The 19,913-nt window shown below is 38.9% G+C and carries 19 protein-coding genes; 15 read left to right on the top strand and 4 right to left on the bottom strand.

Features of this window, described 5'->3' with window-relative positions:
- Nucleotides 1–1,056: 1,056 nt before the first annotated feature.
- The 4 genes from EHW67_RS13275 (at nucleotide 1,057) to EHW67_RS21015 (ending at nucleotide 4,145) form a co-directional block, all read left to right on the top strand.
- Nucleotides 1,057–1,821, top strand: a complete 765-nt coding sequence (locus EHW67_RS13275) for a helix-turn-helix domain-containing protein (protein WP_238389927.1) — start codon at nucleotides 1,057–1,059, stop codon at nucleotides 1,819–1,821.
- Between the two features lie 98 nt (nucleotides 1,822–1,919).
- A complete protein-coding gene (locus tag EHW67_RS13280; RefSeq protein WP_126162876.1) occupies nucleotides 1,920–2,369 on the top strand; it encodes a MoaF-related domain-containing protein in 450 nt (149 codons plus the stop codon).
- A gap of 193 nt (nucleotides 2,370–2,562) precedes the next feature.
- Complete coding sequence (locus EHW67_RS13285; protein ID WP_126162877.1) at nucleotides 2,563–3,411, top strand: SDR family oxidoreductase; 849 nt, start codon at nucleotides 2,563–2,565, stop codon at nucleotides 3,409–3,411.
- Nucleotides 3,412–3,902: 491 nt separating this feature from the next.
- Nucleotides 3,903–4,145 (top strand): alkyl sulfatase dimerization domain-containing protein, encoded by a 243-nt coding sequence (locus EHW67_RS21015; RefSeq protein WP_126162878.1) that lies wholly within the window; start codon nucleotides 3,903–3,905, stop codon nucleotides 4,143–4,145.
- 426 nt (nucleotides 4,146–4,571) lie between these two features.
- Here EHW67_RS21015 and rlmH read toward each other — a convergent pair whose 3' ends face one another.
- Nucleotides 4,572–5,045 (bottom strand): 23S rRNA (pseudouridine(1915)-N(3))-methyltransferase RlmH, encoded by a 474-nt coding sequence (gene rlmH, locus EHW67_RS13295; protein ID WP_126162879.1) that lies wholly within the window; start codon nucleotides 5,043–5,045, stop codon nucleotides 4,572–4,574.
- Nucleotides 5,046–5,232: 187 nt separating this feature from the next.
- On the opposite strand from rlmH, the gene nadC reads away from it, so the two are divergent.
- The 4 genes from nadC to priA are packed head-to-tail and all read left to right on the top strand — an operon-like array spanning nucleotide 5,233 to nucleotide 9,971.
- A complete protein-coding gene (nadC, locus tag EHW67_RS13300) occupies nucleotides 5,233–6,090 on the top strand; it encodes a carboxylating nicotinate-nucleotide diphosphorylase (RefSeq protein WP_126162880.1) in 858 nt (285 codons plus the stop codon).
- Nucleotides 6,091–7,077: a YihY/virulence factor BrkB family protein gene (locus EHW67_RS13305; RefSeq protein WP_126162881.1), complete on the top strand. Its 987-nt coding sequence runs from the start codon at nucleotides 6,091–6,093 to the stop codon at nucleotides 7,075–7,077.
- Entirely contained in the window at nucleotides 7,061–7,501 is a 441-nt protein-coding gene (locus EHW67_RS13310) for a DUF2147 domain-containing protein (RefSeq protein WP_126162882.1), read from the top strand. Before EHW67_RS13305 ends, EHW67_RS13310 begins: the two co-directional genes overlap by 17 nt.
- 13 nt (nucleotides 7,502–7,514) lie before the next feature.
- Nucleotides 7,515–9,971: a replication restart helicase PriA gene (priA, locus tag EHW67_RS13315; protein ID WP_126162883.1), complete on the top strand. Its 2,457-nt coding sequence runs from the start codon at nucleotides 7,515–7,517 to the stop codon at nucleotides 9,969–9,971.
- Here priA and EHW67_RS13320 read toward each other — a convergent pair whose 3' ends face one another.
- Complete coding sequence (locus EHW67_RS13320) at nucleotides 9,972–10,664, bottom strand: LytR/AlgR family response regulator transcription factor (protein WP_126162884.1); 693 nt, start codon at nucleotides 10,662–10,664, stop codon at nucleotides 9,972–9,974.
- Nucleotides 10,665–10,897: 233 nt separating this feature from the next.
- Between EHW67_RS13320 and rpsF the strand changes: the two genes are divergently transcribed.
- From rpsF to hisS, 6 genes are all read left to right on the top strand, one after another.
- Nucleotides 10,898–11,236, top strand: coding sequence for a 30S ribosomal protein S6 (rpsF, locus tag EHW67_RS13325; protein ID WP_126162885.1), 339 nt, complete (start codon nucleotides 10,898–10,900; stop codon nucleotides 11,234–11,236).
- Nucleotides 11,237–11,238: 2 nt separating this feature from the next.
- The gene (gene rpsR, locus EHW67_RS13330) at nucleotides 11,239–11,538 is read left to right on the top strand and encodes a 30S ribosomal protein S18 (RefSeq protein WP_202911975.1); all 300 of its coding nucleotides are present in this window, start codon (nucleotides 11,239–11,241) and stop codon (nucleotides 11,536–11,538) included.
- Nucleotides 11,539–11,551: 13 nt separating this feature from the next.
- Nucleotides 11,552–12,007 carry a 50S ribosomal protein L9 gene (rplI, locus tag EHW67_RS13335; protein ID WP_126162887.1) on the top strand — a complete coding sequence of 152 codons (456 nt, stop codon included), beginning with the start codon at nucleotides 11,552–11,554 and terminating at the stop codon, nucleotides 12,005–12,007.
- A gap of 101 nt (nucleotides 12,008–12,108) precedes the next feature.
- A complete protein-coding gene (locus tag EHW67_RS13340; protein ID WP_126162888.1) occupies nucleotides 12,109–15,273 on the top strand; it encodes a TonB-dependent receptor in 3,165 nt (1,054 codons plus the stop codon).
- A gap of 132 nt (nucleotides 15,274–15,405) precedes the next feature.
- Nucleotides 15,406–15,876, top strand: coding sequence for a DUF6495 family protein (locus EHW67_RS13345; RefSeq protein ID WP_126162889.1), 471 nt, complete (start codon nucleotides 15,406–15,408; stop codon nucleotides 15,874–15,876).
- 61 nt (nucleotides 15,877–15,937) lie between these two features.
- A complete protein-coding gene (gene hisS, locus EHW67_RS13350) occupies nucleotides 15,938–17,314 on the top strand; it encodes a histidine--tRNA ligase (RefSeq protein WP_126162890.1) in 1,377 nt (458 codons plus the stop codon).
- Here the strand turns inward: hisS and EHW67_RS13355 are convergent.
- Both EHW67_RS13355 and EHW67_RS13360 read right to left on the bottom strand, forming a co-directional pair.
- Nucleotides 17,309–17,857, bottom strand: coding sequence for an NUDIX hydrolase (locus tag EHW67_RS13355; protein ID WP_126162891.1), 549 nt, complete (start codon nucleotides 17,855–17,857; stop codon nucleotides 17,309–17,311). The genes hisS and EHW67_RS13355 overlap by 6 nt on opposite strands.
- Before the next feature lie 66 nt (nucleotides 17,858–17,923).
- Nucleotides 17,924–19,012, bottom strand: a complete 1,089-nt coding sequence (locus tag EHW67_RS13360; protein ID WP_126162892.1) for a M42 family metallopeptidase — start codon at nucleotides 19,010–19,012, stop codon at nucleotides 17,924–17,926.
- A 104-nt stretch (nucleotides 19,013–19,116) separates the two neighbouring features.
- Between EHW67_RS13360 and EHW67_RS13365 the strand changes: the two genes are divergently transcribed.
- Entirely contained in the window at nucleotides 19,117–19,803 is a 687-nt protein-coding gene (locus EHW67_RS13365) for a DUF4294 domain-containing protein (RefSeq protein ID WP_126162893.1), read from the top strand.
- Nucleotides 19,804–19,913 lie beyond the last annotated feature (110 nt).

Consider the following 19,913-nt stretch of genomic DNA (forward strand, 5'->3'; position numbering starts at 1 on the left):
CTTTCAATTTACTCAGGTGGTGTTTATTGTTTTTCTTTGATTCGTAATGAAACTGACCAAGGAGGTTCATCAATACCTTTTTCTTTCATTTTCTTTGCCTGTCCAAAGAAACCGTCACGGACGGTTCATGAATACCTTATTTTAAAATAGACAGGCAATGAATAAAACGAAACAAAAGAAAAGACCCTTCTTCACTATGTGTTCCATAAAATATTAGGATTTTATGGATCGATACCATGGCCTAAATTATTTCCAAGGCTTCAATAATTCTTAACGGCCATATCATCTCCACCACGGAAGAAGATAGACCATTCAACAGACTTTAAAGCATTCATATATGGTATTTAATAACGGACAATGATTTATTGGCACTTTTAGTTTGACGGAACAAAAAAACGGCCAATTTTCAATTTCGTCCTAAATCAAGTGGTTTACACGTTTGGCTGTGGAAAATCCTTAGGTTTAAAAAAATTAAAATCAGCCTAGCCTTGGCTACAGCTGGCTCCTCCTAATCAGTGTACACCGTAGCTTGGTTATTCGGCCCTGGTTGTTTTTTTGGGTGATGCAAAAAATAAACAGAACATGAAAACGGGGATATTTTATTCTATTTATGCAACCTACACACAACTTTTGAGATTGATCCGTTTCCTATCTAAAAATAATTAGTGGGTTAAATTCTTTTTTTTAATTGTCAATGAGTGGTTTAGAGTTAGTTAATACGTTTTAAGCTTACTTTGAGTAGTTAGGTGTCAAGGCCACTTTATACCATAGTGAATAAGGCCTTTTTGCTTTGTTAGCATTTGGAGTTAGCTTGTAAACTATGGTATTACTGAAACATAGAAGGATTTGTAATAATAATTGGCGCCTAGATAAATACTGTATAATAATTAATTATAAGCGTATATTAGTCAATGCAAATCAACACAATGGGATTAAAGCTTAAAACAAATTCTCGACCTGAATAATATTCCCAACATATCATTTAAAAGTGAAAAAAACGAAAAGGAATTTGAGTTCTTAAATCTATCCAAACTATTTGCTAAAATAAGATCAGGATTGGATCACGATCCCAATAAACCCCATAGGCTTGGCTTTTTTGCCTTGTTAATTGTAACAAAGGGCTCCGGAAGCCATAGTGTTGATTTAAAAGAATATCCATTAACGGAAGGTTCGGTATTAAAAATAGCAAAAGGACAGGTACATGCTTTTGAGAGAAATCCAAGTTATGATGGTTTCCTCATTGTGTTTACGGAAGAATTTGTACTCCATTATTTTTCTAAATCATCGATCGAGTTTATATCCCACCTTTATAATTATCATATTTCCAAAACTGTCGTTGATGGCAGCAGTTATAATGAATCGCTTATTGGGCAATTAAGAGATGAACTTGGCAATGAAAATGCCTATGCACAAAAAAATATTGTGGCTACAATCCTCCAATTGTATCTACTTAAGTTGGAACGTCTTGCTCAGACCCATGATTCGCCAAAACAATATCAAAAGCATTATCCGTTATTTCTTGAGTTTAAAAATTTAGTGGAAGAAAAATTTACAGCCACCCGAAATGTGAAGGACTATGCGGACATGCTCTCAGTTTCCACAAAGCATTTGAATGATATAGTTAAAGAATTCACCCTAAATACTGCCAAACATTTTATAGATAATTTTGTGATTCTTGAAATAAAAAGAGCTATTGCTAGTTCCAATTATAGCTTAAAGGAAATAGCATATGCGGTGGGTTTTGGGGAGGTGACAAATTTTACGAAATTCTTCAAAAAGCATACTGGCTCTACGCCAAAACAGTTCAAAACCGACTTATAGGGGTTTTGTTTCCATATTTACCATTCTTTTTCAAAGATTAACCTACTGCATTATTCAGTTTAGTATCAATTTTGTGCCAAACTTTAAAATCAGGGAATATGAAAACAAAATTGGTTACATTCATATGTCTTGCACTATTCAGTGTTGGACTTGGCAATGCTCAAAACAAAACAAACGAAGAAAATAAGTTTCAGTTTGGACAGCCCGAACATTTTTTGGATGGTTACTCATTAAATTTCCAATATCAGGATGGTACGGCCATACATATGGAGTTTTACAATGGCAAAGCTAAATATGAATGGGTGGCCGGACGGGCAACAGGAAATGGAAATAAGGATATTGTTTATCATTCGCGTAAGATTGGCAGTAATCTATATTTAATCAACTGGCACGAAACAGATAAAAAGGATTATCTAACCCTTGTTTTTGATTTTGAAAAAATGCTTGTGCATGGTTCTATTATAGTCGGATACGAAAACAAGCCAGAAAGAACCTTGAAAACTGTGTTTAAAAGTGGGATTATCGACCATCTGAAAATGGTTGAATAATTGGTATATTAAATTTACCATTTCGCTCTTTACAGTTAAGCATAAAAAGGGATATTATGACTTGTTGAATGCAATAATAGTAGGTTTGGGACAAATTATTGGAATACCTTTTATCAAACAAAAATTGATAACATTTAAGGCAAACATAAGAACTAGTATGGCTTAGTAATAAGGTTCATTAAATTAAAATAATATGAAAATTGCGGTAACATCGGCAAGTGGACAATTAGGGACAGCAATTGTAAAACAGCTAAAAAAGGAAATCGGGAAAGAGAATGTAATAGGTATAGCACGTACACCTCAAAAGGCAAAACATCTAGATGTTGAAATTAGAAAGGGGGACTACAATAATCGGCAGGATTTTGATAAAGCTTTGCAAGGTGTTGATGCTGTTCTTCTGGTTTCCGGTATGGACCATCCCCAAAAAAGAATACAGCAACATAGAAATGTCATTGGAGCGGCAAAACAGAATGGAGTACAAAAAATTGTCTACACTAGTATTGTAGGTGACGAAAACAAAACCGCATTCAGCCCCGTGGTACAAAGTAATCGAGCGACCGAAAAAGATGTCCGGGCCTCTGGGTTGGAATGGGTGATCGGTAGAAATGGAATATATATAGAGCCAGACCTTGAGTATATTAACAACTATGTAAAAGAAGGCGAGATTAGAAATTGTGCTGCAGATGGGAGATGTGCCTATACCAGTAGGGAAGAATTGGGTTGCGCCTATGCGCAAATGCTTCTCAATACAAAGCATAATGGCCAAGTTTATAACCTTGTGGGCGAGGCCATTACCCAGGCCGAATTAGCGGAAATTATTAATCAGGTATATCATACAAATCTGACCTATAATCCTATTTCTGTGGAGGCTTATGAGAATGAAAGAAAAGAAGCCTTAGGCGATTTTATCGGAACTATAATAGCCGGTATTTACGAAGGGATAAAAATTGGCCTTAATGATGTAAGTTCCGATTTTGAAAAAGCAACAGGAAGACAGCATAAAACAGCCTTTGAAATGATCAAAGCAATAAAAAATTTATAGAAAATAAAACTAGAAAAGAATCAAGCAATAGTGGCCCCATCTATTGTAGTTCGCAAATTTGTGATATTCAGCCTGCTCATTTTGGGAATTATATGTTTACAGTCTTGTCAAAATTCAACAGAACAAAACACATTTCAAGAGCAAGATCTTGGATAAGGAACAGAACACCCTAACATCATCAAATTAAAAGGTCAAAATGCCGAATTTACACCGGAGATTATCAAATTGGAAAAAAAGGTGTATATAGCCGTGTGTTATGATGGTTCCAATGCCTCAATGGCGCAAGGTGAGCAGGGAGTGGTGATCATTGATGCTCTTCGCTCTTTAAGAGCTGCGGAAAAGGTTGTCGAATAGTTCCGTAAAGTAAGCAATAAACCTGTAGCGGCCTATTTTTACCCACACGTCCACTTTCCGGAAAATTAGTTGTTAATCAAAATTTAAAAAATTCTGCGTCTGCCATTCTAAGTGTTTACTCCCAAACAATAAACGCCATGAACAAGGGGTATACTTTACAACAAACAGTAGACAGTGTTAAACTATCAGAGTCATTGGCCAATCAACCAAATTTACAGGAGTTTTATGGCTCAGTACCTTGGGGAGTCCGTTCTATATATTTGTATTATGTAGGTTGGTATGATGATAATCCAACAAATCTTTACCCGTTAACGTCCTCACAAGAAGCAAAAAACATTATAACATTGGCAGGGGTAAAAATAAGGTTTTTGAAGAGCTGAATAAAGCCTATGAGGAGCGTAATGATCACTGAGAATTACAGTTGGCCGATTATTTGCTGCAGACCGATTATGAAAGGGCAAAAGGCATTGGTGCCAAGGTATGGTTGTTACGAGCTTTGGCGTCGCAACAATTAAATGCTCCCGTAAGAGACTACTATCTTATGACCATGAATTAGAGAAGAAGAGAATTTAATTTATTTAATAATAGACAGAACTTTCCAAACACATAAGCAGAGCTATTGGTTTTTAGCATATTATTGTTAGAATATATTAGTTTACATACAGTAGCAGTGTGATTGTTGATAATTCGTTTCTTATAGTCTACTGGTACGATGTCAGAATCGGTACAAAAACTAAACTGAAGTGTTGTTATAGATCTCGGTCTTTGGTGAGGCTAAATCATCTTCACCGAAAAGGTTAATAGGACTACCGATGGTGATAGGGTTCATTCCTTAAAATGGTAAAGGCCCGGTACAATTGCTCTACCATGAAGAGTCGCACCATTTGATGGGAAAAGGTCATTTTGGACAGGCTGATCTTACCGATACTTTTTTGGTATACGGCATCACTAAAACCGTAAGGCCCACCAATGGCAAAAACCAATTGTTTGATGCCAGAATTCATATGTTTTTGAAGGTATTCGGAGAATTCTACAGAGGTTTTTTGTTTTCCCTTTTCGTCCAATAGAACTAAAATGTCGGTATTGTTGAGTTTGCTTAAGATGGCCTCGCCTTCCTTATCCTTTTGTTGTTTTTCAGAAAGGTTTTTGGTGTTTTTTATATCCGGGATTATTTCCAGCTCAAATTTAATGTAGTGCCTAAGTCTATTCTGATATTCATTGATCAATTGGATCAATTGGGCACTATCGGTCTTTCCCAATACTAACAGTTTTATAGTCATGGGGCAAATGTAATGCGCAAATCCTAAATTCCAAAAGGCGATTACTGCTGCTGTGGGTGATATGAGGGAGTAAAGGAGGTCATTACCAGGTGCTAGAGCATCTAATTTTGCCACAGTCCTAAGCAAAGCCACACTGTTGGAGGAATTAGGGAAACATTTTACTAAATTAGCAGGGAAAAAATATTGCATGATCTCAGAAGAACAATTTAAAGCAGAACTGGATTTAATTATTAAGAATGCTATACGCGAAGATGTAGGTGATGGTGATCACAGTTCACTGGCCTGTATACCGGATACAGCTGTGGGTAGGGCCAAACTTTTGGTAAAGGACAAGGGTATCATTGCGGGGATAGGTTTTGCCAAGAAGGTTTTTGAGTATGTGGACGGTGAATTGGAAATAGAAACTTTTATAAAGGACGGGGAACCCGTGGAATTTGGTGATGTGGCCTTTCATGTTAGCGGAAGTTCGCAAAGTATTTTAAAGGCAGAGAGATTGGTATTGAACGGAATGCAAAGAATGAGCGCCATTGCTACCAAGACCAACTATTTTGTAAAACTTTTGGAAGGCACACAAACAAAAATACTGGATACCCGAAAGACTACACCGGGAATACGTGCTTTGGAGAAATGGGCCGTTAAAATAGGAGGGGGAGAAAACCATAGGTTTGCCTTGTATGACATGGTTATGCTAAAAGATAACCATATAGATTTTGCCGGGGGTATTACCAAAGCTATTGAAAAAACCCAAAATTACCTTGAAGAAAATAGTCTGGATTTAAAGATAATTGTTGAGGCCAGAAATCTAGAGGAGGTAAAGACTATTTTAAAGTCGGATGGTATTTATAGAATTCTATTGGACAACTTTAGTTTTGAGGATACCCGTAAAGCGGTTAAATTAATTGGGGATAGATGTTTAACCGAATCCTCTGGTGGAATTAATGAAGAAACCATTAGAAAGTATGCGGAATGTGGGGTCAATTTTATTTCTTCCGGGGCTTTGACCCATTCCATTTATAATATGGATCTTAGTCTAAAAGCGGTTTAGATGTCTCGTGAAATAGAAGAGAAACTAAATAAGGTTCCCATTCTTAATTGGATAGTAGGTCTGTTGAAAAGGATTAAGCTGCCCGCTTTTGAAGGGCTATCTTTCTATGACCTTGTAGAGATGTACGTAATGGGAATTGTGAAAGGCGCACTTTCTACAAGGGCTAGTGCCATATCCTTTAGTTTGTTTTTGGCCCTTTTTCCCCTGCTTATTTTTTTAGTGACCTTAATTCCCTTTATTATTCCATATGTTTCTGTGGGGAACTCTAATTTTGATGCCGATTTTTTAAACTTTTTGGAGGCCTTTTTGCCTAGGGCCACCGGCGAATATTTTGGTGAGATTTATCTGCAGATCAGTGAACAGGAAAGGGGAGATGTGTTATCTTCGGCGATAGCCTTTATAACCTCCATTTTTTTAATGGCCAATGGGGTAAACGCTATTTTTGGAGGGTTCGAAAATTCATATCACGTGAGCCTAAACCGAAGCATTGTTAGACAATATCTTTACGCTTTGGTTGTTGGGTTGATGCTATCTATTTTACTTCTATTGGGGGCGGTGGTATTTGTCTATTTTGAAGCATATGTACTTATGGGACTACATGAAATTACCCATAGGGGAAGAGAAATTCAGGTAGATGAAAGCGATTATATTCTGGTACAGTGGGGCAAATTTATGTTCTTGGGGATGTTGGCTTACTTCATTACGGCAATTTTATATTATTTTGGGACCAAAGAGGGGAAGCAGGCCAAGTTTTTTTCTGCAGGAGCCTTAATGACCACCTTACTTTTTATTCTTACGTCCTATTTATTTGGGGTGTATGTTGAAAAATTTGCCCGATATAACGAATTATATGGGGCTTTGGGTGGATTGTTGATTTTATTGGTCTTTATTTGGTTAAATTCCAATATATTGCTGTTGGGGTTTGAACTGAATGCCTCATTAAATTCATTGAGAAAAAAATATAAAAAACATGATGAAAGTGAATAAGTTGGTAGTATACGTAGTTTTTATGCTTTTTTCTATGTCCTTCCATGGGCAAAGCGTATTTGGGAAATGGAAAACAATAGACGATAGGACAGGGAACCCCAAGGCTATAATAAAAATTTACGAAGAAGATGGGTTAATGTATGGTCATGTAGTGGAGATTTTGGAGGAAGGCCGGGAAGACGCCGTATGTGCCAAGTGTAATGGGGAGCGAAAGAATAAGCCCATAGTAGGAATGAAAATAATAGAAGAGGTAAAGCCCGTAGGTAATGGCGAATGGAAAGGGAAGACACTTTTTGATCCGGAACAGGCTATGACATTTAGGTGTAAAATATGGCTAAATCCCGAAAATCCGGACGAGCTAAAGGTAAGGGGGTATTTGGCATTTATATACCGTACCCAAACCTGGCTCAGGGTTGAAGGATAGGAGTTAAGGAAATATGCAGTACTTTATCAATGTTATTTTACCAATTCCTATAGAAAAATTATTTACGTATAGGATAAATGAGGCCGCGGTAAACATTATTAGGCCCGGGATGCGGGTGGCAGTTCCTTTTGGGAAATCAAAAATATACACGGCCCTCGTTCATGATATACACACTACCGATCCTAGCGTATACGAGGCTAAGGATATTGATCAGATTTTGGATGACCATCCCTTGGTAACCCGTGTACAATTGAAGTTTTGGGAATGGTTGTCACAATATTATATGTGTTCTATAGGGGAAGTATTTCGCTCTGCAGTACCCAGTGCACTATTGTTGGAAAGTGAAACATTGATCGTTAGGAACGAAAAGGCCATTGTAGAAGAAAATGATCTTTTGGATGACGAGTTTATGGTGTTTGAAGCTTTACAGCATCAATCAATTTTACGGGTTCAGGAAATAAGTGAGATCCTTGATAAAAAAAATATCATTCCGGTGTTGAACCGACTTATTCAAAAAAACATTGTTTTTTTAAAAGAAGAAGTCTTTGAGCAATACAAACCCAAATTGATACGGTACGTTCAATTGGGAAAAGACTATAGGACAGAAGAAAGCTTGGAGGCTCTATTAAATTCCCTGACGAGGGCTCCCAAACAGAGTCAGGTTGTACTTTCCCTGTTCCAGTTGCAGGCACAGACAAAGAAGCCTGTAAAAGTAAAGGAATTGGAGAAGGTCAGCAATAGTTCGTCTGCCGTGGTAAAGGCTTTATTGGACAAGGGAATATTGGAAGAACATTTTATCCGTACCGATAGGGTGGTCTACGAGGGGGCTCAGGAAAATGAACAATTAAAATCTCTCAATGAATACCAACAGGACGCTCTTACACGCATAAAAGCATCTTTTCAGGAGGATAAGGTTACGTTGTTGCACGGGGTAACCTCTTCAGGCAAGACCGAGGTGTATGTTAAGTTGATTGAGGAATATATTAATAAAGGTCAACAAGCCTTGTATTTATTGCCGGAAATAGCCCTTACCACCCAATTGATTGCTAGGCTACAGGCTTATTTTGGAGAGAAAGTGGCCGTATATCATTCCAAATACAATGTACAGGAAAGGGTAGAGGTGTGGAACAATGTATTACAGGATAAGGCAAAGGCACAGATTGTAATTGGGGCCCGTTCGGCCCTATTTCTTCCTTTTAAAGATTTGGGATTGGTAATTGTAGATGAAGAGCACGAAAGCTCATTTAAGCAATATGATCCTGCTCCACGATATCATGCCAGGGATGCGGCCATTGTTTTGGGAAACCTGCATGGGAGTAACATTTTGTTGGGATCTGCCACCCCAAGTATAGAAAGCCTGTACAATGTGAAGATAGGCAAATATGGGTATGCCAAAATAGAACGGCGATATGGAAATGTGCTTATGCCGGATATGGAGCTGGTGGATATTAAGGAGCAATCCAGAAAAAAAAGGATGAAGGGGCATTTCTCGGAAAGGCTAATGGAGGAAATTGCCGAGACCTTGGACAATGGTGAACAGGTTATTCTTTTTCAAAATCGCAGGGGCTTTGCTCCCATATTGGAATGTACTACTTGTGGGCACGCCCCTCAATGTCCCAATTGTGATGTGAGTTTAACCTATCATAGGCATAGAAAACAATTGCGATGTCATTACTGTAGTTACCACATTGCACTACAGACCAGTTGTCAGGCTTGTGGAAGTACCACCCTTGATACCAAAGGGTTTGGTACAGAACAGGTGGAACAGGAATTGCAAACCCTTTTTCCCAAAGCCAATGTGGGTAGAATGGATCTTGATACCACTAGGGGCAAACACGGGTACGAAAAAATTATATCGGCCTTTGAACAGCAGGAATTTGATATTTTGGTGGGAACACAGATGTTGACCAAAGGTTTGGATTTTAGAAATGTCAACCTGGTTGGGATCATGAATGCGGATTCCTTGTTAAATTTCCCCGACTATAGGGCTCACGAGAGAAGCTTTCAGTTGCTTACCCAAGTGGCGGGTAGGGCGGGGAGAACCAAAAAAAGGGGAAAGGTTATTATACAAAGCTATAACCCCAACCACAGGATATTGCAACAGGTGACTACCAATGAGTATGTGGAAATGTTCAAGGAACAGCTATATGAAAGGGAACAGTTTAACTATCCACCTGCAAACCGGATCATTAAAATTACCTTCAAGCACAAAGACTATAACAAATTGAACGAGGCCGCGGAATGGTTTGCCAAATCCTTGAAAAATGTTTTTGATAAGAATGTCTTAGGGCCAGAGTATCCTCCGGTAGCCAGAATCAGAAATCAATATATAAAGAATATTATCCTGAAGATAGGGGACAATCGTTCTTTGGTTAAAACAAAAAATAGCATTAAAAGAATTGAAAAATCCTTTAATGCTATTTCGTATTACAGAGGCGTTAGGGTAATCTACAATGTAGATCACATATAATTAAAAATTATTTAAAGCCTCAGCTAATTCGGTTTTCTTGTTTCTACTTAGAGGTATTTGTCTTCCGCTAACTTCTACATTTTTACTGTTAAACTTCTCTACCTTTTCTAAATTCACAATATATGATTTGTGAATCCTTAAAAACTTATCTTCCGGCAACTGCTTTTCGAAAGATTTCATTGTTGATAAAATTACGATATTGGCTTCATCGGTAACTAATTTTATATAGTCGCCCAAAGCTTCTATCCATTTGATTTCGTTTAGAATAACCTTTCTTTTCTTTAAATTACTCTTAACAAATATGTGTTCTTCATCTTCCGTTACCTTGTTTAATTGCTCGTATTTTGCAACGGCTCTTTTTACAGAAGCGTCAAAACGGGACAAGGTTATAGGTTTGTGTAGGTAATCCGTCACATCGTAGTCAAAAGCTTTCAATGCATAATCGGGTTTACCAGTGATCAAAATCACCTGAGGGCTGTTATCTAGGGACTCCAAGAGGTCGAACCCAGTGATAATTGGCATCTCAACATCTAGGAAAATTAAATCGATTTCATTGTTTTTAATGCCGTTCTTAGCTTCTATGGCATTGCTGTACTCAGCTACCAAAGCCAAATTCGGATGGTTATTCACCAGTTTGGCAACCGCCATCCGCTGCATGGACGAGTCGTCCACGATAATGCTTCTTAATTTCATAAATGGTTGATTTGTGGGGTTAAATCATTGACAAAGTACTTAAAAACCACCCTGATTTACAATAAAAGTTGTAAACACTGCAGTAATTGTTGTGTAAATGGCAATGAGCATAGGTTTAATTGTTTTTGGTTAAGTTCTGTTTATGTTTGTTTAAGATATAACGAAGATTTTTTCATTTTCTTGTGAGTGGAATAAAAAATAATTACTTTTGCGGACTTAAAAAATTTAAATATATGAGCAATTACGAAACTGTTTTCATTTTAAATCCCGTTCTATCTGACACCCAGATAGAGGAAACAGTTAAGAAATTTGAGGATTTCTTAATTAACAAAGGTGCCAAAATGGTAGCCAAAGAAAACTGGGGGCTTAAGAAATTGGCCTATCCTATCCAACACAAGAAGAGTGGTTTTTACCATTTGTTCGAGTTTACAGCTGAGGGCGACGTTGTGGCCCCTTATGAATTGGAATTCAGAAGGGACGAACGAGTTATGCGTTTTCTAACTGTAAAATTAGACAAGCACGCCGTTTCATGGGCAGAAAGAAGAAGAACAAAGTTAAAAGCTAAAGCGTAAGGATTATGGCATCAATAGAACAACAAGCTAAAGGTAAAAAAGATGGGGAAATTAGATATCTAACCCCACTTAACATTGAGACCAATACTCAAAAGAAATATTGTCGTTTCAAAAAATCAGGTATTAAATATGTAGATTATAAAGATCCTGATTTTTTAATGAAATTGGTAAATGAGCAAGGTAAATTGCTTCCAAGAAGACTTACAGGTACTTCCTTGAAATATCAGCGAAAAGTGGCTGTAGCCGTAAAAAGAGCACGTCATATAGCTTTAATGCCCTATGTTGGCGATTTATTAAAATAAAAAGAAACGGACGATGGAACTTATATTAAAGGAAGACGTACAGAACTTAGGTTTTAAAGATGATTTGGTGAATGTAAAGAACGGCTTTGGTAGAAATTACCTGATCCCTCGTGGATTGGCCACTTTGGCAACACCTTCAGCCAAAAAAGTCTTGGCAGAAAACCTAAAGCAAAGAGCTCATAAAGAGAAGAAAATTGTTGATGCGGCTAGTAAAACAGCTGAGGCCATTAAACAATTGGAAATCAAGATAGCAGCAAAAGCTGGGGCTGGTGACAAATTATTTGGATCAATTACCAATATAGATTTGGCCGATGCTTTGGAAAAAGCCGGACAATCCGTGGATAAAAAATATATCTCTATTCAGGGTGGTGCTGTAAAAAGAACAGGCCCTTATAATGCGCAAATTAGATTGCACAGAGATGTAGTTTTTGATTTCCCATTTGAGGTAGTTGCAGAAGCTAAAGGTTAATAGCTATTACATATTTATTTTAAAGGCCACAGAAATGTGGCCTTTTTTTGTGCTATTTTTATAGGGCTAACTACTTTATTAACTTAAAAATTAAAGGTCTTATGAAAAAGCTACTTCTAATCCTATTGTTATTTTGCTCTGGGCATGCCCTTTTTGGTCAAGTAACCACTTCCAATATCAGGGGAATGGTATTGGATGATTTGGATGTTCCCTTATTGGGGGCCAATGTGGTTGCCGTTCATACCCCTACCGGAACCAAATATGGAGCTATCACCAATGAAGATGGTAGGTTTAACCTGTTGAACCTTAGAGTAGGTGGTCCTTATGAGTTAATCATATCCTATATTGGCTTTAAAAGTTGGACTGATAGCAATGTTTTTTTAACCCTGGGCAAAACGCAGAATATTGACGTGAAATTAGTCCCCGATAACCAGGCGCTGGATGAGGTGGTTGTGGTGTCCGAACGTGGCGGTGGTACTTTTGGCAGTGATAGGACGGGTGCAGAGACCAGTGTTGGGAGCAGGGAGTTGACCCGCCTTCCTACAATTTCTAGATCGGCATCGGATTTTACCCGGTTGGAACCTACTGCCAGTGGCAATTCTTTTGGCGGACGTAATGATCAATACAATAACTTTTCCCTGGATGGGGCTATTTTTAACAATCCCTTTGGCTTGGATGCCCCAACACCTGGCGGACAGACCGATGCACAGCCTATTTCCTTGGATGCCATAGATCAGATACAGGTATCTACGGCCCCCTATGATGTAACGCAATCTGGTTTTACCGGGGCTTCTGTAAATGCCGTGACCAAAAGTGGAACCAACGAGTTTCACGGTACCGTCTACGGTTTTTTTAGAAATCAGGACCTGACCGGAGGCAAAGTAAAGGGGGAAGATGTTGTGAAACCCGATTTAAAACAAAATCAGTACGGTTTTAGTATTGGTGGGCCTATTATAAAGAACAAGCTATTCTTTTTTGCCAATTTTGAAAAGGATGAAAGGGATGACTTGGGAACCAATGGTTGGATTCCCAATACCAATTCGGGAGCCATTAATGAATCTCGGGTATTGGAAAGTGACCTCATTGCCGTACAATCTGCCTTGGCTACATTGGGATATGACACAGGTAGCTACGAGGGATTTACTTTTGGGGCCAAATCTACCAAAGGAATTTTTAAATTGGATTGGAACATGAATGATAGCAATAGATTGGCCTTAATATATAATTTCTTGGATGCTTCTAAGGAAAAACCGGCACATCCTACTGCTATTGCCGCTAGAGGCCCTAATTTCTCGACCTTGCAATTTCAAAATTCGGGCTATGAGATAAATAATCGCTTGCAATCCTTTCAGCTGGAGTTGAATTCGAATCTGTCCGACGAGGCTACCAATAAGTTACAGTTGGGCTATTCCTATTTTGACGACTTTAGAAACCCTTTTTCCTCACCCGCTCCTATTATCGCAATACAGGATGGCAATGGGTCTAATTATATCATAGCAGGGCACGAGCCTTTTTCTATAAATAACAGCTTAGACCAAAAGGTGATACAGTTGACCAACAATCTTAATTTTTTTAAAGGTAACCATACCTATACAGTAGGGTTTTCCTTTGAAAAATTTATGTTCAAAAATTCCTTCAACCTTACTAATTACGAATCCTTCAACTTTGGGATATTCCCCTATTACGGATTGTTTAGTCCGTATCCAAGTGTTCAGGAGTTTTTGGACAATGCAGAGCCGGGAGGAGTGGTGGATCAATACCTAGCAGCTACCCAAAATGAATTTAATTCCAGAAATGCTGCCGGAACCGGAAATGATGGTGGTTGGAAGCTTTCGGAACTTAATGTAGGTCAGTTGGCATTTTATGTACAAGATGAATGGAATGCCTTAGAAAATTTTAAACTTACCTACGGCATACGCTTCGATAAGCCATTGTACTTTAATACCGGGGATCTTATACAGAAATTCATAGATACCGATAACGGTGCTACAAGGGATAACACCATCTCCTATTTTAACCCCAATAGTAATGAGGAGGTGTTTTTAAATTCTACCAAAATGCCCACCAATGATTGGTTAATTTCACCAAGGCTGGGATTTAATTGGGAGGTAAGCGGAGAAACGGCTACCCAGCTTAGGGGAGGTACGGGAGTGTTTACAGGCAGATTGCCTTTTGTTTGGATTGGAAATCAGGTCAGCGGTGCCGATGACGGATTTTTTCAAATTGTGGATCCTGATTTTAAGTTCCCTCAGGTATGGAGGACCAATTTAGGGCTGGACAAGCGGTTTGAAAACGGAATTGTAGGAACCCTTGATGTGTCGTATACTAAAGATATAAATGCGGCCCATGTGCAGAACTGGGGAATGAGAAATCCTTCGGGAACCCTAAATGCCCCTGGAGACAATAGACCTATATACCTTGATGGGGATAGGGGTAACAATGCCTATGTGTTTACCAATTCGGACAAAGGTAGGGTTTGGAATGTCTCGCTTAAAGGTCAAAAAACCTTTTCCAATGGATTATACACCAGCTTGGCCTATAGTTATCTCAATGCAAAGGATGTAAATTCTATAGAGGCGGAGATCACTGGAGATGCCTTCGATTTTAATCCTAATTTAGGAAATGCCAATAAGGATGTACTGGCCTATTCCAAATACGGGGATACCCATCGTTTTATAGGAGTGGCCTCCAAACAGTTCCGTTATGGCGGTGATACTTGGGCTACAACGGTCTCTACCTTTTTTGAATATGCCCAGGGCGGGAGGTATAACTATACCTATGCAGGGAATATTAATGGAGATAGCTCTGCTCAGAACAATGATTTGTTGTATATCCCTACCAGTGCTGAAGTGGAACAGATGCAGTTTTCGGGAGCTGGTCAGGCACAGGCTTTTGAAGCTTACATAAGACAGGATGATTATTTAAGTGATCACAGGGGGGAATATATGGAGCGTTACGGTGCTATAGCTCCATGGAGGGGCCGTTGGGATTTAAAACTCTTGCAGGATTATAATTTTAAGGTAGCCGGTAACAAGACCAATACCATACAATTTAGTGTGGATGTGTTGAATATTGGAAACATGATCAATTCAGAATGGGGAGTTATCCAACAACCCAATAATATTAGCCCTATTGGGGTAAGTGTGGATGCCGATACCAGTATCCCTACCTATACTTTTGATCCAGGCCTTAGTAAAACCTATGGTTATGATGCCAGTTTGTTGTCTAGGTGGCAAGCACAACTAGGCTTGCGCTATATATTTTAAATAAATTGTAATTAAAGTTTTAAAAGGCTGTGCAAATCGCGTAGCCTTTTTATTTTTGCAGTTCGTTCCAAGTTTTGGGTTACGGTATTGTTATTTAAGATAAATGTACTTGGCAACACAATAAGCATAGAAATGAAATACACAAGACTAACTAGGCAACAACTAGAAGAATTACATCAGGAGTTTATTAATTTTTTGGCCACACAATCCATTACGGCCGAAGAATGGGAACAACTAAAAAAAGAAAAGCCAGAGGTGGCCGAGGAGGAGCTCGACATTTTTAGTGATCTAATTTGGGAAGGGGTATTGACCAAGGTGGAGTTCTTGGAAAATGTATCGGCCCAGCACATGCATTTATTTCATTTACAGGAAAAGGAAATGAAGCTCATTTCGGTAAAAGTGATGAATCCGGACATAGACCTCAGAACCAAGGAAGGTTTTGCCTGGTTCAAGAAAAATTACCAATCCGATTTTGTGGAGTATCTTACTGCTTCAAAAGCGTATTCCGACAACAAGAACATGGATAAGTTCAATTTAATAAAGCAAGGTGCGGTTATAACCAAAGGCAACCTTTACAAATGGTTCGAAGAACTAATAGGTTAATTTAGCAATGCCCTGTACAGGGCAGCCCGTAGTCTATAATAAATTATAACAGAATAAAAAAATGGCACAAAAACCATCCATACCAAAAGGCACCAGGGATTTTTCCCCATCAGAGGTAAACAAGAGAAACTATATTTTTGATGTGGTTAAAAAGCATTTTCAAACCTATGGCTTTCAACCTATAGAAACCCCTTCTTTTGAAAACTCTGAAACCCTTATGGGAAAGTATGGGGATGAAGGAGACCGACTGATTTTTAAGATTTTGAATAGCGGTGACTATTTAAGGAAAGTAGATATGGAATTGTATGCCAGTAAGAATTCTACTGCCATGACTCCAAAGATTTCGGAGAAGGCTCTTCGTTATGACCTAACGGTGCCCTTTGCGCGGTATGTGGTGATGCACCAAAATGACATCCAATTTCCTTTTAAACGATATCAAATACAACCGGTGTGGCGGGCAGATAGGCCGCAAAAAGGTCGTTTTCGGGAATTTTTCCAGTGCGATGCAGATGTTGTGGGCTCCAATTCCCTGTTACAAGAGGTAGAATTGGTGCAGTTGTATGATGCTGTTTTTACAGATCTAAAGTTGGACGGAGTAAGTATAAAGCTGAACAATAGAAAAATATTGGCAGGGATTGCAGAGGTAATTGGCGAAAGGGATAAGCTGATTGACTTTACTGTTGCTTTGGATAAACTGGATAAAATTGGGATAGAAGGGGTTTCCAAGGAAATGAGGGCCAAAGGCATTTCTGATGCCGCCATAGAAAAAGCAGCGCCATTGTTTGCCCTTAGTGGAAGTAATTTGGATCAGCTTTCTGTTTTGGAAAAGTTGCTGCAATCTTCCTCTGATGGTAAAAAAGGGGTAGAGGAATTAAGGTTTATTGTTGAGACCCTTGAGGAAATGGGATTGCAATCTGCCGCCTTAAAGATAGATGTGACCCTGGCCAGGGGATTAAACTATTATACTGGGGCTATATTTGAAGTAGCTGCGCCAGATGGGGTAAGCATGGGATCTATTGGTGGCGGAGGCCGTTATGATGATCTAACCGGTATCTTTGGTCTTAAGGATGTGAGTGGAGTGGGGATTTCTTTTGGTCTGGACCGGATCTATCTGGTTTTGGAGGAATTAAATCTATTTCCCGAAGCTATTGATAGATCACTGCAAGTACTTTGTGTGAATTTTGGGGAGAAAGAGGCCTTGTCGTCTCTGAAATTGGTGTCCAAGATGAGAAGTGCAGGGATAAAATGTGATGTATATCCAAGCAGTGCCAAGATGCAAAAGCAAATGAAATATGCCAATAATCGTAATGTTCCTTATGTAATATTGATTGGGGAACAGGAATTGGCCAATAATTCCTTTGTGGTGAAAGACATGCTTAAAGGGGGGCAGGAAACTTATAGTCTTGAAAAGCCAGAGGAGTTTTATAAAAGCCTATAGTTGTTTCTCTATTGCTTGTAATACGGTGTTGTAATATTCCGGGTCGTAGGGTACGTATTTTTTGGTTTGGGCATTGTTTTTTAGTTCATCCTTAAAAGTAGCTATTGATATTAATGCCAGATCGTCCACTTCCACTTCCTGCATGACCAGTTCGGAGACAGCTACATTTAGTTGGCTTAAAAAGGTGTGGTGGAATTCCCGGTCCAACAACTCCTCATTATGTTGGTAAGAGTACTCAAACACTCCTATTTTGTGTAAGTCCTGGGGAAGCACGGTGAGTCCAATTTCTTCTTCTACCTCCCTAATGGCAGAGGAGGTTATATCTTCACCGGCACCGATATGTCCGGCCACCGAAACATCCCACAAACCCGGATGGGTGTCCTTGCCTTTGGCGCGCTGTTGTATAAGGATCTCCCCATTATTAGTGTAGAGCCATACATGTATACTGGGGTGGTAGATTCCTTTCCTGTGGGCTTCGGACTTCATGATGGATTCTCCGGTGTAGTTACCTTGAGCATCCAAAACGTCTATTAATTCATCCATATAGCTTTTTTTTAAGTAGTTGCTGTAATTAAAAAATCCTCCCCTAAGGGAGGATTTGATAGTGTATTATTCAAAATAACTAAAGGTTTCCCCTTCTTTGATTGTCAGCAAGGTTTCGTAGATTAGTCTAATTACATTCTCCACGTCGTCACTATGTACCGTTTCTACGGTAGTGTGCATATATCTAAGAGGTAGTGATATCAAAGCCGAAGCTACTCCGCCATTGCTATAGGCAAAAGCATCGGTATCCGTACCGGTGAATCTGGAGGCGGCCATGCGCTGAAATGGTATTTCTTTGGCTTCGGCAGTTTCTATAATGCGTTCCCTTAGTTTGTTTTGTACTGCCGGAGCATAGGAGATTACCGGACCTGCACCAATTTCCGTGTGCCCCTCTTTCTTTTTTTCAATCATGGGCGTTGTGGTGTCATGACAAACATCAGTGATAATGGCGATATTTGGCTTAATGCGTTCGGTGATCATTTCGGCACCCTTTAATCCAATTTCTTCTTGTACGGAATTGGTGATATAAAGCCCAAAAGGAAGGGATTTTTTATTTTCCTTGAGTAGTTTGGCAACTTCTGCAATCATAAAACCGCCAACCCTATTGTCTATGGCACGACAAACAAATTTGTCCTTGTTCAAAATCTGAAAGGTATCGGGATAGGTGATGACACAGCCTACGTGTACCCCCATTTTTTCCACTTCTGCCTTGTCCTTGGCACCAACGTCTATAAAAATATTGTCCAGCTTGGGCGATTCCTCTTTGGATTTGTCCCTTGTGTGTATGGCCGGCCATCCAAATACACCCTTTACAATGCCGTTTTTAGTGTGGATGTCTACCCATTTGGAAGGGGCTATTTGATGATCACTACCCCCGTTGCGGATTACATAGATTAAACCGTTGTCGGTAATATAGTTTACATACCAAGATATTTCGTCGGAATGCCCTTCTATGACCACCTTATATTTAGCGTCTGGATTTATGACCCCTACAGCGGTACCATAGGTATCTGTAATAAAAGTATCTACATAAGGCTTTAAATACTCCATCCATAATTTTTGCCCTTCCCATTCGTAGCCAGTGGGGGAGGGATTGTTTAAATATTTCTCTAAAAAATCGATAGATTTTTTGTTAAGGATCTTCTTTGTGCTCATTTACATATATTTTGAATACAAACTTAACAATATTCACTTTTAATTAATAATAACATTCTTTCTTTATCCTTAATTTTGGCCTGGCTTTTGTATTTTATGCTTCCATGAAAAAGAGACTGTTAACAATACTTTGTGCAATAATGGGATTTTGGGGATGGACTCAGGTTCCGGAGGAGACTTTGGACTCACTTACAAAGCAGTATGTGAGAATGGAGGGCGATTCCATTCTTCAAAGCTCTATAGCTTTAAATGAGGTGTATGTATTTGGAAGGCTCAAGTTCTCGTCCTATAACGATAAGTTGAGATATTATATTTTACGAAGGAAGACCAGGAAGGTGTATCCTTATGCCAAACTGGCAGCAGAGCGTTTGGTGGAGCTCAACGATAGTCTAGAGCATATTAAGAAAAAATCACATAAAAGAAGGTTTACTAGAAAGGTGCAGCGGTTTATTGAAGATGAATTTTCGGAGGAACTAAAAAAATTAACCCGTACCGAAGGTCAAATTTTGGTAAAGTTGATCTATAGGCAGACCGGTATAACGGCCTTTGACCTGGTAAAGGAACTGCGAAGTGGCTGGCGCGCATTTTGGTATAATACTACAGCTAAAATGTTCAACATTAGTATTAAGGAGGAGTTTCATCCAGATTTGGTACATGAGGACTACCTTATAGAGGATATATTGCAAAGGGCATTCGCCGATTTTAGTTTGGAGAGACAACCTTCTGTGTTGGATTACGACTATGCTACACTAACCAATATATGGAAAGACCCCAATAAGTCCAAGGAATAGGGCAAGGTAAAGGGGCGATAACATATATAGGAATCATTTTGTTTTTGGGTTTTATAAGGTATATAAAGGTATGTAGCGTTTGTTCTTGGGGCGGTTCGGGGTGGTGTGGC

Source organism: Arenibacter aquaticus (assembly GCF_003957295.1).
GTDB lineage: Bacteria > Bacteroidota > Bacteroidia > Flavobacteriales > Flavobacteriaceae > Arenibacter > Arenibacter aquaticus.

Excerpts from the sequence above, each read along its gene's own strand:
- EHW67_RS13345 (WP_126162889.1), top strand. The coding sequence starts at position 15,406 with ATGAAATACACAAGACTAACTAGGCAACAACTAGAAGAATTACATCAG.
- nadC (WP_126162880.1), top strand. The coding sequence starts at position 5,233 with ATGATCTCAGAAGAACAATTTAAAGCAGAACTGGATTTAATTATTAAG.
- rpsF (WP_126162885.1), top strand. The coding sequence starts at position 10,898 with ATGAGCAATTACGAAACTGTTTTCATTTTAAATCCCGTTCTATCTGAC.
- EHW67_RS13340 (WP_126162888.1), top strand. The coding sequence starts at position 12,109 with ATGAAAAAGCTACTTCTAATCCTATTGTTATTTTGCTCTGGGCATGCC.
- EHW67_RS13310 (WP_126162882.1), top strand. The coding sequence starts at position 7,061 with ATGATGAAAGTGAATAAGTTGGTAGTATACGTAGTTTTTATGCTTTTT.
- rlmH (WP_126162879.1), bottom strand. The coding sequence starts at position 5,045 with ATGACTATAAAACTGTTAGTATTGGGAAAGACCGATAGTGCCCAATTG.
- priA (WP_126162883.1), top strand. The coding sequence starts at position 7,515 with ATGCAGTACTTTATCAATGTTATTTTACCAATTCCTATAGAAAAATTA.
- EHW67_RS13285 (WP_126162877.1), top strand. The coding sequence starts at position 2,563 with ATGAAAATTGCGGTAACATCGGCAAGTGGACAATTAGGGACAGCAATT.
- EHW67_RS13305 (WP_126162881.1), top strand. The coding sequence starts at position 6,091 with ATGTCTCGTGAAATAGAAGAGAAACTAAATAAGGTTCCCATTCTTAAT.
- EHW67_RS13365 (WP_126162893.1), top strand. The coding sequence starts at position 19,117 with ATGAAAAAGAGACTGTTAACAATACTTTGTGCAATAATGGGATTTTGG.
- hisS (WP_126162890.1), top strand. The coding sequence starts at position 15,938 with ATGGCACAAAAACCATCCATACCAAAAGGCACCAGGGATTTTTCCCCA.
- EHW67_RS13280 (WP_126162876.1), top strand. The coding sequence starts at position 1,920 with ATGAAAACAAAATTGGTTACATTCATATGTCTTGCACTATTCAGTGTT.
- rplI (WP_126162887.1), top strand. The coding sequence starts at position 11,552 with ATGGAACTTATATTAAAGGAAGACGTACAGAACTTAGGTTTTAAAGAT.
- EHW67_RS13355 (WP_126162891.1), bottom strand. The coding sequence starts at position 17,857 with ATGGATGAATTAATAGACGTTTTGGATGCTCAAGGTAACTACACCGGA.
- EHW67_RS21015 (WP_126162878.1), top strand. The coding sequence starts at position 3,903 with ATGAACAAGGGGTATACTTTACAACAAACAGTAGACAGTGTTAAACTA.
- EHW67_RS13360 (WP_126162892.1), bottom strand. The coding sequence starts at position 19,012 with ATGAGCACAAAGAAGATCCTTAACAAAAAATCTATCGATTTTTTAGAG.
- EHW67_RS13320 (WP_126162884.1), bottom strand. The coding sequence starts at position 10,664 with ATGAAATTAAGAAGCATTATCGTGGACGACTCGTCCATGCAGCGGATG.